14 protein-coding genes and 1 pseudogene are annotated in these 12,651 nt (G+C 67.8%); 13 read left to right on the top strand and 2 right to left on the bottom strand.

Annotated elements, in window-relative coordinates; translation table 11 throughout:
- Positions 1 to 8: 8 nt before the first annotated feature.
- From ACTJKH_RS07155 to ACTJKH_RS07140, 4 genes are all read left to right on the top strand, one after another.
- Entirely contained in the window at positions 9 to 473 is a 465-nt protein-coding gene (locus ACTJKH_RS07155; RefSeq protein WP_440736331.1) for an Asp23/Gls24 family envelope stress response protein, read from the top strand.
- Positions 474 to 596: 123 nt separating this feature from the next.
- Entirely contained in the window at positions 597 to 1,163 is a 567-nt protein-coding gene (locus tag ACTJKH_RS07150) for an RNA polymerase sigma factor (protein ID WP_210097179.1), read from the top strand.
- Positions 1,160 to 1,783: a hypothetical protein gene (locus ACTJKH_RS07145; RefSeq protein WP_440736330.1), complete on the top strand. Its 624-nt coding sequence runs from the start codon at positions 1,160 to 1,162 to the stop codon at positions 1,781 to 1,783. The genes ACTJKH_RS07150 and ACTJKH_RS07145 overlap by 4 nt, the downstream gene beginning before the upstream one ends.
- Entirely contained in the window at positions 1,780 to 2,136 is a 357-nt protein-coding gene (locus ACTJKH_RS07140; RefSeq protein ID WP_440736329.1) for a hypothetical protein, read from the top strand. The genes ACTJKH_RS07145 and ACTJKH_RS07140 overlap by 4 nt, the downstream gene beginning before the upstream one ends.
- A gap of 72 nt (positions 2,137 to 2,208) precedes the next feature.
- Here the strand turns inward: ACTJKH_RS07140 and ACTJKH_RS07135 are convergent, their stop codons facing one another.
- Entirely contained in the window at positions 2,209 to 3,054 is an 846-nt protein-coding gene (locus tag ACTJKH_RS07135; RefSeq protein WP_440736328.1) for an SDR family oxidoreductase, read from the bottom strand.
- A 94-nt stretch (positions 3,055 to 3,148) separates the two neighbouring features.
- Here ACTJKH_RS07135 and ACTJKH_RS07130 point away from each other — a divergent pair, with 94 nt between their 5' ends.
- From ACTJKH_RS07130 to glmM, 9 genes are all read left to right on the top strand, one after another.
- Positions 3,149 to 3,514, top strand: coding sequence for a winged helix-turn-helix transcriptional regulator (locus ACTJKH_RS07130; protein ID WP_440736327.1), 366 nt, complete (start codon positions 3,149 to 3,151; stop codon positions 3,512 to 3,514).
- Between the two features lie 99 nt (positions 3,515 to 3,613).
- On the top strand, positions 3,614 to 5,155 hold the full coding sequence (locus ACTJKH_RS07125) for an APC family permease (protein ID WP_440736326.1): 1,542 nt from the start codon (positions 3,614 to 3,616) through the stop codon (positions 5,153 to 5,155).
- Between the two features lie 41 nt (positions 5,156 to 5,196).
- Positions 5,197 to 6,045, top strand: coding sequence for a tRNA pseudouridine(38-40) synthase TruA (gene truA / locus ACTJKH_RS07120; protein ID WP_440736325.1), 849 nt, complete (start codon positions 5,197 to 5,199; stop codon positions 6,043 to 6,045).
- On the top strand, positions 6,042 to 7,337 hold the full coding sequence (locus ACTJKH_RS07115) for a hypothetical protein (protein ID WP_440736324.1): 1,296 nt from the start codon (positions 6,042 to 6,044) through the stop codon (positions 7,335 to 7,337). Before truA ends, ACTJKH_RS07115 begins: the two co-directional genes overlap by 4 nt.
- A gap of 163 nt (positions 7,338 to 7,500) precedes the next feature.
- Positions 7,501 to 8,394, top strand: a complete 894-nt coding sequence (locus tag ACTJKH_RS07110; RefSeq protein WP_440736323.1) for a hypothetical protein — start codon at positions 7,501 to 7,503, stop codon at positions 8,392 to 8,394.
- Between the two features lie 79 nt (positions 8,395 to 8,473).
- Complete coding sequence (locus tag ACTJKH_RS07105) at positions 8,474 to 9,142, top strand: endonuclease/exonuclease/phosphatase family protein (RefSeq protein WP_440736322.1); 669 nt, start codon at positions 8,474 to 8,476, stop codon at positions 9,140 to 9,142.
- A 179-nt stretch (positions 9,143 to 9,321) separates the two neighbouring features.
- Positions 9,322 to 9,768 carry a 50S ribosomal protein L13 gene (gene rplM, locus ACTJKH_RS07100; RefSeq protein WP_210097189.1) on the top strand — a complete coding sequence of 149 codons (447 nt, stop codon included), beginning with the start codon at positions 9,322 to 9,324 and terminating at the stop codon, positions 9,766 to 9,768.
- Positions 9,769 to 9,795: 27 nt separating this feature from the next.
- A complete protein-coding gene (gene rpsI / locus ACTJKH_RS07095) occupies positions 9,796 to 10,281 on the top strand; it encodes a 30S ribosomal protein S9 (RefSeq protein WP_042539158.1) in 486 nt (161 codons plus the stop codon).
- A gap of 14 nt (positions 10,282 to 10,295) precedes the next feature.
- Entirely contained in the window at positions 10,296 to 11,654 is a 1,359-nt protein-coding gene (gene glmM, locus ACTJKH_RS07090) for a phosphoglucosamine mutase (RefSeq protein ID WP_440736321.1), read from the top strand.
- Positions 11,655 to 11,681: 27 nt separating this feature from the next.
- Here the strand turns inward: glmM and ACTJKH_RS07085 are convergent.
- Positions 11,682 to 12,617: pseudogene (locus ACTJKH_RS07085) on the bottom strand (Ppx/GppA phosphatase family protein); the annotation flags it as partial.
- Positions 12,618 to 12,651 lie beyond the last annotated feature (34 nt).

Below are 12,651 nucleotides of genomic sequence, written 5' to 3'. Positions count from 1 at the left end.
AGCGCACCATGGCGAACGTGACGAACAGCACCGGGTCGAAGGCTCAGGTCGCAGCGACCGAGGCGGCAGCGCCGTCGACGGGCCAGACGGTCATCGAGAACGGTGTCGTCGCGAAGATCGCGGGCATCGCCGCCCGGGAGGTGCCGGGTGTCCATGCTCTCGGTGGGGGAGCGGCTCGTGCGGTGGGCGCCATCCGCGACGCGCTCAACTCCACCGATCTCGCGCAGGGCGTCAGCGTCGAGGTCGGCGAAACTCAGGTCGCCGTCGACGTGACGATCGTCGCCGAGTACCCGGCCGCGCTGCACAAGGTCGCCGACGAGGTGCGAGCAGCCATCTCCCTTGCGATGGCCGAGTACGTCGGCAAGCAGGCCGTCGAGGTGAATGTGACCATCAACGACGTGCACATCCCGGCCGACGACGAGCCGGCCGATGACGTGGACGTCGACGGCGGTGCGGAGGCTCGTGTCCTGTGACCCCTCGAGGTCTGGACGAGTGATCGGATCAGAACCTCATGAACCCGAGATCGGATCGGGCATCCCATCCGATCTCGGGTTCGCTCCGAATCTATTCGGGGGCATGGAAAAAGGAGTCCACGCATGGCTGGGGAACCATTTCGCTCTGCTCTCGAGCAGGCTGACGACCGGATCGTCGCCGGGCGAGCGATGGATGGGGACGTCGCCGCGTTCGCGGTGCTCGTCCGCAGGTACACGCCGATGATGCGCGCATACACGCACCGGATGCTGAACGCCTCCGCCGACGTGGACGACATCGTGCAGGAAACGTTCGTCACCGCGTGGCAGCGGTTCTCGGAACTCGACGACCCCGCGAAGGTCAAGAGCTGGCTGATGAGGATCGTGAGCCGCAAGGCCGTGGATCGCATTCGGGCGTTGCGCCCGACACTCGACGTGGATGACATGGAGCAGGCGGCCCCCTCGAAGGACTCGCCTGCACGGGTCGTGGAGGCGCGTGAGGGTGTCGCGGCCCTGGGAGCCGCTCTGCAGGAGCTTCCCGCCGCACAGCGCGAGTGCTGGGTGCTCCGCGAGATGGGCGGATACTCCTACGACGAGATCGCCGCGGAACTGGGCATCTCCGTCTCGACCGCTCGAGGCCTGCTCGCCCGAGCCCGAAAGTTCATGATCGTGCGGATGGAGGCGTGGCGATGACTGAAGAGCAGGAGACTCCCGACGTGCGTCAGCTCGGTCTCGAACCGAGTGATCTCGATGGACACACGCTCGAAGAGCTGACCGACTACCTCGAGGCGGGGCGTCTGCCTCTCGACCCTGACATCGAGGGTTCGCCCGGGTGTCAGCTCGCGCTCGACGCGCTCGAACGTCTGCGCGGGTTGGGTGGGCAGTTGATGGAGGCGGATACCGCGGCGATGCCCGAGGTCGACGACAGCTGGGTCGACCGCATCCTCAGCGGGATCGCCCTGGATGCCCGTGCCGGTCGCCGCATCCCGTTCGAGGAGGCGGAGGCGGGTGTCGACTTCGGGATCACCGAGGGAGCCGTTCGCGGCCTGATCCGCTCTGCCGAGAACGCGGTCCCCGGCATCCTCGTCGGTCACTCGACGCTCGAGGGCGATGCCACGACAGTGGGCGCGCCCATTCGGATCACCATCGAGGTCAACGCCCTGTACGGCGAATCGATCCCCGTGGCCGTCGAACGGCTGCGGCAGGAGGTGGGTGAGCGGGTGCACCGACACACCGACCTCGCCCTGACCGGGATCGACATCACGGTGCGTGATGTCCAGAGGGTCAGCGACTCGACGGAGGAGAAGTCATGACGAACCCAGTGACCCACGAGGGACTCGCGGAGCGCGTGGAAGCGGCGGTGCTCGCGACGACGGGTGTTCGCAGCCTCTATCGCGCAGGTTCGCTGATCTCGAATCTCGTCGGCACGAGCGCGATCGTGCTCGGCATCAATCGCTCCGACGAACCCCTCGTCGCGGTGCGGATCTCCGGCGATGCCGCACAGGTCGAAGCATCGCTCGGGATCGAATACTCGGCGGGCGCCGTCGCCACGCTCCGCGAGGTGCGTGCGGTGGTCGAGCGGACCCTCACCGCTGACGGCCTGGCGCTCGCCGACATCGTGCTCACGATCGCGTATGTCCATCCTCGGGAGGCATCGTCGGACTGAGTCCGCGTGAGCACGCAGAGGCGCCGATCTTGGGTGAAGATCGGCGCCTCTCGGCGTTCTGGTGGTGAGGGGTCAGGCGATCGAGCGCAGGCCGTCGACGAGCGGCGTGGTCGGACGGCCGATGAGGCGCGCGAGCGTCCCGTCGGTGTCGGCGAGTGCGCCGGAGCCGATGCCGGCATCCAGGGCGACCACGAAGCCGGCGGTGCCCTCGTCGAGGCCCGCCGCCAGGAGGCCGGCGCGCTGCTCGTCAGCAGTCAGCGGCTGGTAGGTCACGTCGCGCCCGGAGATCTCCGCGATCGCCGCGGCCAGGTCGGCGTAGTTCCAGGCGACGTCGCCGCCCAGCTCGTAGACCTCGCCGATGTGGCCGTCTTCGAGCAGCACGACGGCTGCGGCATCCGCGAAGTCCTTGCGGCTCGCAGAGGCGACTCGCCCGTCGCCGGCGCCCGCGGCAAGGACGCCCGTCTCGGCGGCGCGGGCCAGGTCTGCCGCGTAGTTCTCGGTGTACCAGTTGTTGCGGAGGATCACGGAGGGGAGCCCGGAGGCCTGGATGAGCTCCTCGGTGGCCTTGTGCTCGGGAGCGAGGACCAGGTCGCTCGTCGTCGCCTTCGGGGCGCTGGTGTAGACGAACTTGGTGACCCCTGCCTGCGTCGCGGCGTCGATGACGGCCTCGTGCTGCGCGACGCGCTGTCCGACCTCCGAACCCGAGATCAGGAGGACGGAGTCGACGCCGTCGAGTGCCGCCGTGATCGACGACGGATCGGCGTAGTCGAGACGGGCGACTCGCACGCCCAGCCCCTCGGCCTTGGCGACGTCACGAGCACCCGCGACGATCGACTGCGGGTCCGCACCGCGCTCGAGGAGGCTGGCGATGACGAGGCGTCCGAGTTTGCCGGTCGCGCCGGTGACGAGGATGGTCATGGGGTGTCCTTTCGTAGGTGACATGACCCACAACCGTCGGGCAGGAGGAGAACATTCCGGACCGGTGGTACCCACTTTGAAGTAAGGTACGTACATGGCGGTAAGTTATGCGCAGATCCGGGAGTCCACCCCGCAGATCTTCGAGCCGGGATGCAGCACCCGCGTGATCCTCGACCACGTCATGAGCAAGTGGGGTGTGCTCGTGCTCTCGTCTCTCTCCGACGGGACGCGCCGCTGGGGCGAGCTGCGACGTGAGGTGGGCGGCATCAGCGAGAAGATGCTGGCCTCGACTCTCCGCACCCTCGCTGATGACGGACTCGTGCACCGGGAATCGTTCCCGACCGTGCCCCCGCACGTGGAGTACAGCCTGACGCCGCTCGGCCGCGATCTGATGGGGCGGATGCTGCCGCTCGTCGAGTGGGTGGCCGATCATGCCGACGGGATGACCGCTCGACGATAGGTCAACGGATTCCGTTGTTCGCAACGACACGTCTCCACGAAATCCGTCGGTCCGAGAAAAGGATTGACGCGATAACCGTAGTGGCCGTATCTTCTGAGCATGTCAGCTACGACGCCGATCCATCTCGAACGCCCCGACGGCAAGGGGCTCGCCACCGGTTCGCTGGGGCTGTGGGGGTCCACGGTCATCGGTCTCGCGTCCACCGCGCCGGTGTACTCGCTCGTCGCGACGCTCGGATTCGTGGTCCTCGCAGTCGGAGCCCAGGCGCCGATCGCGTTCATCATCGCGTTCGTGCCGATGCTGCTGATCGCCTTCGCCTACCGTGAGCTGAACAACGCCGTGCCCGACTGCGGCACGACATTCACCTGGGGCACGAAGGCGTTCGGTCCGTGGGTCGGCTGGATGGGCGGCTGGGGCGTGGCCGTCGCCGGCATGGTCGTGCTCGCCAACCTCGCGCAGATCGCGTCGGTGTACTTCTGGTCGCTGATCGGGTTCGACCTCGAGAACAACGACTGGCGCATCATCCTTGTCGCGGTTCTCTTCATCGCCTCGATGACGTGGGTGAGCTGGCGCGGTGTCGAGATCGGCGAGCGCATCCAGAACATCCTGCTCGGCATCCAGTACCTCGCCCTCGCGATCTTCGTGGTGGCGGCACTCTGGCAGTTCTTCGCCGGGACGGCGCCGAACCCGACCCCGTTCGATCTCGAGTGGCTGAACCCGTTCGGCTTCACCGACTGGTCGGGCTTCACCGAGGCGATCCTCCTCGCCCTCTTCATCTACTGGGGCTGGGACACCTGCCTGGCGCTGAATGAAGAGACCAAGGATCCGAAGAAGATCCCGGGGCGGGCCGCACTGCTGACGACCGTCATCCTGCTGTTCACCTACGTCGGCGTGACGATCGCCGCCATGATGTACGCCGGACTCGGCGAGACCGGCACCGGGCTCGGCAACGAGGCGAACGCCGACGACTTCTTCCTCGCCATCAAGGACGGCCTGCTCGGGCCCTTCGGCTGGATGCTGGTCGTCGCCGTGATCATCTCGGCGGTCTCCTCGACCCAGACCACGATCCTCCCGACGGCACGAGGCACCCTCGCGATGGGCGTCTACCGCGCTCTGCCCGCGAAGTTCAAGGACGTGCACCCGACCTTCAAGACGCCGTCGTTCTCGACCATCGTCATGGGCGTCGTCGCGTCCGCCTACTACGTCGGGATGACCCTGATCAGCGACAACATCCTCCAGGACTCGATCCTGTCGCTGGGGCTCGCGATCGCGTTCTACTACGCCATCACCGGCTTCGCGTGCGTCTGGTACTTCCGCAAGGACCTCACCACCTCTGCGCGGGACTTCTTCTTCAAGGGGCTCTTCCCGCTCCTCGGCGGGCTCATGCTGACGGGTGCATTCGTGCAGTCGGCGATCGACATGTGGGACGTCGACTACGGCTACACCGTGCTCTTCGGAATCGGCGGCACCTTCGTGATCGGCATCGGCTCGCTGGCCATCGGCCTGGTGCTGATGTTCGTCTGGTACCTCTTCCCGCGTTCGAAGCGGTTCTTCCGCGGCGAGAGCCTCAACCGCGACACGCAGGTCATGGTCCCCGACGAGCCGGGCGACTTCATCCGCTCGATCGACGGCGGCATCTGATCCGCATCGGGCGGCGCACGGGTACGCCCTAGGCTTTATCCGTGCGCATCCGGCTCGACATCGCCTACGACGGCACCCACTTCCGCGGGTGGGCCAAGCAGCCGACCCTGCGCACCGTGCAGGGGACTCTCGAGGCGGCGCTCGCGCGCATCGTCGGATCCGACGTGCAGTTCGTCGTCGCGGGGCGCACGGATGCGGGCGTGCACGCGCAGGGGCAGGTCGCGCACGTCGATCTCGACGAGGAGCAGTGGGCGCGCATCGAATCTCGGCAGGGCCGCACTCCGCAGGACCCGGCCGCATCCATCGCTCGCCGCATGCGCGGGGTCCTCGGGGCGTATCCCGATGCGACCGTGACGCGTTCGTCGATCGCCCCTGAAGGATTCGACGCCCGCTTCTCCGCCGTCTGGCGCCGCTACCGCTACCGGCTCGCCGACGAGGCGTCGGGGTATGACCCGGTCCGCCGACACGACACGACGACGCACCGCGGGGTGCTCGACGGCCAAGCGATGGACGCCGCAGCGCGCACGCTCATCGGACTCCACGACTTCGCGGCCTACTGCAAGCCACGCGAAGAGGCGACGACCATCAGAACTCTGCTGGACTACCGCTGGTCGCGAGATGCCGACGGCGTGCTCGTCGCCGAGGTGAAGGCCGATGCCTTCTGCCACAGCATGGTGCGTGCACTGGTGGGCGCGTGCGCGGCGGTGGGCGAGGGCCGCCTCGATGTCGACGACCTGGCCGTGTTGCGCGACGCGCTCACGAGGACGAGCGAGTTCAAGGTGCTGGCGGCACGGGGGCTGACGCTCACCGAGGTCGGATACCCCGCCGACGAGCTGCTCGCGACCCGAGCGGAGCAGACGCGCGCTCGCCGCGACAGCACGAGCGCATGAACGCGTCCACGGCGACGATCATCGAGGTCTCATCGCGTGGATGGGCGTTCTGGCGTGCTCTGCTCGACACCTGCGTGGGGCTGATCGCCGGTACGGCTTTCACGTTCGTCGGCATCATCGTGATCGGGATCGTAGGGGAGGAGGCCCTGCCATCGCTGTACTGGCAGGTCGACCTCGATCCCCTCTTCCGCGCGAGCATGGGGGTGTTCCTCGTCGTCGCCGCCGTGTTGGCGATCGCCGTGCCCTTCGTCGTGGTCGCCGAGCGCGTCGCGGCACTCCGCGCGGTCGAGGCGGCCGCGCAACGGAATCCGGATGCCGTGCCGCAGCGAACCCTGAGACTCGAACTCCAGAACGCGCCGGCCGACCTGCTGCAGACGACGGGTGCGGTTCTGTTCTGGTGCCTGGCGGGGCTCGGCGGACTCTTCGCGCTGGGGGTGTTCTTCACCGAGGACCTTCGCGAGGATGCGGTGAGCTGGGTCGCGCTCCTCGTGATCGCCGTGCTGGCCTCCGGAGCCGAGGCGGTGCGGCGACTCGGTCGACGAATGGTCGAGCGCGACGCCGCTCGTGTGGGTGAGCTGTGGACCCGGTGGAAGCGGCTCGTGCCGCGAGCGCAGAGAGCAGATGCGGATCGGCGGGAGGCCGCGATGCGCGCTGTCGTGCCCCGCTGGCTCTCGGTCCCGACCGCGCGAACGATCGCTCGGATCGCGAACGTGCTGCTGACCGCGACACTCGTCTCGCTCGCGGCGTTCATGCTCTCGGTCTTCATGCGCCAGCAGTGCCGCACCTGTGATCCGGTCTACTGGAACGAGCCGATCGAGAACGGCATCGATGTGCTGAGCCTGAGCAGCGGGGCCGCGATCGCGATCTGTGCCGTGCTCGGCATCCTCGCCTGGGCAGGAGGCATCGTGCTGCAGTTCCGGAGGGAGCGCGCACTGACGCGGTGGGTGTCGGACGGCATGCCTCGCCGCGTCGACGTGACCCTGGTCGATCCTCTGCTCTCGGGCAACCGGTCGATGGTGCGCCTGCAGATCGGCCTGTCGGCCGCAGGCGCCGGTGCGGTGCTGGTGGGCACCGGGTCGCTGTGGGCGGAGTGGGTGGCCATGGACGCGCGGGCAGTGCTCCTCGCCGCCGTCGTGCTGATCGCGTTCGGGTTCGTCGTCGGCTGGGCCGATGCGCGACGCAGCCGCAGAGAGCGACAGCTCGCGAGGGACACGCTGTTCCCGGGCGATGTCGGGCCCGTCGGCGATGAGACTCGCAAGACCGCACGGGAGCGCCGCCGCCGACGACGTTGACCCATTCGTGGCCGCCTTCCCCCGAAGGCGGCCACGATGCGGGAGTGCCGCCACGACGGGCCCCAGACCGACGCGGTGGTGACGATCCACAGGCCGAGGGGAGGCGCTGCTGGATCGTATGCTGATATTACGGAGGGCGGGTTCACACTGCGGCGGGGGAACTGTGACGGAGCGGATCGATGATCAGGGCGGCGCGTTCGCCGCGGCGCTCCGTGCGGCGATCTCCGAACGGGGCGTCACCCTCGCGCGGCTGCGGAGCCAGCTGATCGACGACGGCAATCCGGTGTCCATGGCGACCTTGAGCTACTGGCGTTCCGGCGATCGGCAGCCGGAAGGGCCGCAGTCGCTGAGCGTCGTCGACGGAATCGAGGATCGCCTCGGTCTGCATCGCGGGCATCTGGGCGGTCTGCTCCGGGCGTCGGCTCGATTGGGCACGGTGGCGCCGCCACGGCTGCCCTTCGACGAGGAGCGGGAGCAGCGGGAGACCGAGGAGACGCTGCGAGAGCTGCGCGCGGCCCCGCAGGACGCTCTGCGCGACCTCTCCACGCACGTGACCGTGTCGGTCGGGGCCGAGGGATCCGTCGAGAAGGTCATCATGCGCTCCCTCGTGCAGTCGACGAAGGGGACGATCTCCGAGCTGCCGCTCATCGACGTCGCTCCGATCGAGACCGATGCGATGTCGGTGATCTCCGATGTCGTCGGCGGGCATGTCGACCGCGCCTACCAGCATCCGGGCCGTCTGCTGTCGGGAGTCGTGATCGCGCTCGACGAGCCGATCGAGACCGGTGCGACGACGCTGTTCGAGTTCACCGAGACCTTCCCCGTCGGATACCCCCCGAGGCAGTCCGCGTGGCACGCCACGTCTCGGCCGGCGCGCGAGGCGCTCATCTGGGTGCGATTCCATCCTGACGCCCTGCCGAGCTGGTGCGAGGAGTACATCGAGACCGACGACGAGTACGTGTCGTCGATGCGCTCCGTGCGAAGTGGTTCCGTCCATCTCGCGCGACACGGTTTCGGTCCTGGGGTCATCGGGATCCGCTGGGGGTACGACGAGTGACCCGACGCGACGGCCCGTTCACCGGACGGACGGACGATTGCCACCGGAATCCAAGGCTGACGCACTACCGTGAGGTGCGATGAAGGTCATCTCGTACAACCTGCAGAAGCACCGAGCAGCGGGGGAGCTCTCGGTGCTCGCCTCCGAGCACGATCCCGACATCCTGTGTCTCCAGGAGTGCGATGTCGCCGACCTGCCGGAGACCATCGGCGACCTCACGCTCGCGGATGCGACGCAGGGCAACCGGCTGGGACTCGCGATGTTCTATCGCGCGAGCGAGTTCCATCTGCAGGGGATCCGCACGATCGAACTCAAGAAGTCGCTCCACGACCGCATCGCCAAGCCCGCCCATGAGCGTGTGCTGGGTGCGAGACTCCACGACATCGACGCGGGGCGGGACTTCATCGCGGCATCCTTCCATGCGGCGCCGCTGACCGCGCTGAACTCGCTGCGTCGCCATCAGATCCGTGCGGCGCTGACCGAGCTCGCGACGCTCGGCGAAGGTTTGCCCCAGCTGATGGTGGGCGACTACAACTACCCGGTCTTCAAGGAGAACCTGGGCAAGACCGTGCGCGAGCACGGCTATGCGCTCACGATGAGCGACGATCACACCTACACGCGGTACCGCGTGTTCCGCGGTCACTACGACTTCGCCACATCGGCGGGCTTCGAGATCCAGCGGGTCACGACCCTTCCCCAGGGGCTCAGTGATCACCGGCCGATCCTGGTGACGACGCGGTTCGACTGACCGGCGGCCGCCGCCCGGTTTGGGAGAACGCCCGGGATGGCGTAGGCTGTCTCTTTGGTACTCGACTGCCGAGTGCCGCGAACGTGAGCCCTCCACTGGCGTGTTCCTCCCTCTCGGGAAGAACCACCCCGGAGTGGGATTCACGAACTTCTCCGTTCGAACAAGAAAGCAGCACTATCGTGACGCGCACTTACACTCCGAAGGCCGGCGAGGTCCAGCGTGACTGGGTCGTCATCGACGCCACTGACGTCGTTCTCGGCCGCCTGGCTTCGCACGCCGCTACGCTCCTGCGTGGCAAGCACAAGCCCACCTTCGCCAACCACATCGACTCGGGTGACTTCGTCATCATCGTGAACGCCGACAAGGTCGCGCTCACCGGTCAGAAGCTCCAGAAGAAGCTGGCTTACCGCCACTCGGGTTACCCGGGCGGCCTGAAGTCGGTCACCTACGCCGAGCTCATGGAGAAGAACCCGGTCCGCGCTGTGGAGAAGGCCATCCGTGGCATGCTCCCCAAGAACAGCATCGGCCGTCAGCAGCTGTCGAAGCTCAAGGTCTACGTCGGTGCAGAGCACCCGCACGCGGCTCAGCAGCCGAAGACGTACACCCTCGACCAGGTCGCCCAGTAAGCGCCGTAAAGACTTAAGGACATACTCGTGGCTGACATCCAGGACACCACCGAAAACCCCCAGAACTTCTCGACGTCGACTCCCGAGACCGACGCAGTCGAGGCGGCTCCCCGCCCCGTGCTGAGCGTCCCGGGTGCCGCTGTCGGCCGTCGCAAGCAGGCCATCGCCCGCGTGCGTCTCGTCCCCGGCTCGGGAACGATCACGGTCAACGGCCGCACGCTCGAGGACTACTTCCCGAACAAGCTGCACCAGCAGCTGATCAACGACCCGTTCACGATCCTCAACCTCGCCGGCGGCTACGACGTCATCGCGCGCATCTCGGGTGGTGGCCCCTCGGGTCAGGCCGGTGCACTGCGCCTCGGCATCGCTCGTTCGCTCAACGGCATCGACGAGGAGAACAACCGTCCGACCCTGAAGAAGGCCGGCTTCCTCTCGCGCGACGCTCGCGTCAAGGAGCGCAAGAAGGCTGGACTCAAGAAGGCCCGTAAGGCGCCTCAGTACTCGAAGCGTTAAGGTCCGCTGCTCCGATGCCGATCTTTGGCACGGACGGCGTGCGAGGGCTTGCCAATGGCATCCTCACCGCCGACCTCGCGCTCACCCTGGCCCAGGCGACTGCTGTCGTCCTGGGCCAGGGCCGTACTGCGGAGGCTCGCAAAGCCGAAGGCAAGCGACTCACCGCGGTGGTGGCCCGCGACCCTCGGGTCTCCGGTCACTTCCTCACCGCTGCCGTCTCCGCAGGGCTCGCGTCCTCCGGAGTCGACGTGCTCGAGGCAGGGGTCATCCCGACGCCGGCGCTCGCGTTCCTCGTCGCCGATCGTGACGCCGACTTCGGCGTGATGATCTCGGCGTCGCACAACGCCGCACCCGACAACGGGATCAAGATCTTCGCGCGTGGGGGCGTCAAGCTGCCAGACGTCGTCGAGCAGCGCATCGAAGAGGCGATGGCGGGCGAGAAGCTCCGCCCCACCGGCGCGGGCGTGGGCAGGATCATCCGGTTCTCCGACGCTGAGGACCGCTATGTCGTGCACCTTCTCGGCTCGCTCCCGAACCGCCTGAACGGCCTCAAGGTCGTCCTCGACTGCGCACACGGCGCGGCCTCCGGAGTCTCACCCGAGACGTTCCGCGACGCGGGTGCCGACGTGACCGTCATCGGTGCCGATCCTGACGGATGGAACATCAACGACGGCGTCGGATCGACGCACCTCGACCAGCTCGCCGAGACCGTCGTGCGCCTCGGCGCCGACATCGGCATCGCCCACGACGGTGACGCCGATCGGTGCCTCGCGGTCGATGCGCAGGGCAAGGTCATCGACGGTGACCAGATCATGGCCATCATCGCGGTCTCGATGAAGGAGCGCGGTCATCTGACCGACGACACCCTCGTCGCCACCGTGATGAGCAACCTCGGCCTGCACGTCGCGATGCGCGAGCACGGCATCACCGTCAGGCAGACCGCGGTCGGCGACCGGTATGTCCTCGAGGACATGAACGCGGGTGGCTACGCCCTCGGTGGCGAGCAGTCCGGTCATGTGATCATGAGCGAGTACGCGACCACGGGCGACGGCCTCCTCACGGGGCTCCACCTCGTCGCCGAGATGGCTCGTCAGAACAAGACGATCGCCGAGCTCGCGAGCGTCATGACGGTGTACCCGCAGGTTCTCATCAACGTCCGCGACGTCGACAAGGACGCCGTCGACGGTGACCCGGTCGTCCAGGCGGCCGTCGCCGAGGTCGTGGCCGAGCTGGGCGACACCGGCCGCGTGCTCCTGCGCAAGTCCGGCACGGAGCCGCTCGTACGCGTCATGGTCGAAGCGGCAGACGCCGACTCCGCCCGGGCCTATGCCGATCGTCTGGTCGACGTGGTGCGCGAGCGCCTCGCTCTCTGACACACCTGAACCACGGCTCGCGCNGCGCGGCGCGTTCCCGTCGAACTGCTCGATGTATCGCAGCAGCACGCCCTCGCGCAGCGCCCAGGGCGAGACCTCGAGCTCGTCGACGTCGAGCGCGGTCATGGCGGTGTGCAGCGAGACCGCTGCGGCGACGATCTGGAACGTGCGATCTGCGGTGATTCCGGGAAGCTCCTGTCGCGCCGATGCGGGCAGGCGCGCGAGTCGTGGGATCCACGAGCCGAGTGACGCACGCGGCAGCACCATGCGTTGGATTCCCGACCAGCCGGGCACGGGATAGCCGGCGAGCTTGGCCAACGAGCGGATCGCCTTCGATGAGCCGACCACGTGGTCGGGCGAGGGAAGAGCGGTGAAACGGGGGAGCACCTCGGCGAGCGTCGCGCTCGCATGATCGCGGAGCCGCTCGACGTCGTCTTCGCCCGGCGGGTCGTTCGGCAGGAACTGCACGGTCATGCGCCCGGCACCGAGCGGGACGGATGCCGCGGCATCCGGCAGCTCGTCGCCACCCGCCGCGACCTCGAGGGATCCACCTCCGATGTCGAGGAGCAGGAGCTGGCCCGCAGACCAGCCGAACCAGCGCCGCACGGCGAGGAACGTCAGCTCGGCCTCGGTCTCGCCGTCGAGCACCTGCAGCGGCTGGCCGAGCGCCGCCTCGATCCGAGCGATCACCTCGGCTCCGTTCCGAGCATCCCGCACAGCGCTCGTGGCGGTGGCGAGGAGTTCGTCGACCTTCTCGGACTCGGCGACCTCTCGTGCCCGGCGGACGGCCGTCTCGAGGGCGACCACGCCCTCCTCCGAGATGGATCCGTCATCCGCGAGGTACCGCATCAGCCGCAGAACCGTGCGGTCGCTGGTCGTCGCCAGAGGTCGGCCGCCGGGTCGAACGTCGGCGGCGAGCATATGGACGGTGTTCGAACCGATGTCGAGGACTCCCAGGCGCACGGGTAGAGACTACTCGCGCGCCGTTACGATGTAT

Source organism: Microbacterium sp. 22215 (genome assembly GCF_052045655.1).
In the GTDB taxonomy this organism is placed as follows: Bacteria; Actinomycetota; Actinomycetes; order Actinomycetales; family Microbacteriaceae; genus Microbacterium; species Microbacterium phyllosphaerae.
This window is presented reverse-complemented; position numbering and strand designations above follow the sequence as displayed.

Bases quoted from the DNA above. Each gene is read 5' to 3' on its own strand.
- ACTJKH_RS07140 (WP_440736329.1), top strand. From the start codon at position 1,780: ATGACGAACCCAGTGACCCACGAGGGACTCGCGGAGCGCGTGGAAGCG.
- ACTJKH_RS07125 (WP_440736326.1), top strand. From the start codon at position 3,614: ATGTCAGCTACGACGCCGATCCATCTCGAACGCCCCGACGGCAAGGGG.
- ACTJKH_RS07105 (WP_440736322.1), top strand. From the start codon at position 8,474: ATGAAGGTCATCTCGTACAACCTGCAGAAGCACCGAGCAGCGGGGGAG.
- ACTJKH_RS07130 (WP_440736327.1), top strand. From the start codon at position 3,149: ATGGCGGTAAGTTATGCGCAGATCCGGGAGTCCACCCCGCAGATCTTC.
- ACTJKH_RS07150 (WP_210097179.1), top strand. From the start codon at position 597: ATGGCTGGGGAACCATTTCGCTCTGCTCTCGAGCAGGCTGACGACCGG.
- ACTJKH_RS07145 (WP_440736330.1), top strand. From the start codon at position 1,160: ATGACTGAAGAGCAGGAGACTCCCGACGTGCGTCAGCTCGGTCTCGAA.
- ACTJKH_RS07115 (WP_440736324.1), top strand. From the start codon at position 6,042: ATGAACGCGTCCACGGCGACGATCATCGAGGTCTCATCGCGTGGATGG.
- ACTJKH_RS07135 (WP_440736328.1), bottom strand. From the start codon at position 3,054: ATGACCATCCTCGTCACCGGCGCGACCGGCAAACTCGGACGCCTCGTC.
- glmM (WP_440736321.1), top strand. From the start codon at position 10,296: ATGCCGATCTTTGGCACGGACGGCGTGCGAGGGCTTGCCAATGGCATC.
- ACTJKH_RS07155 (WP_440736331.1), top strand. From the start codon at position 9: ATGGCGAACGTGACGAACAGCACCGGGTCGAAGGCTCAGGTCGCAGCG.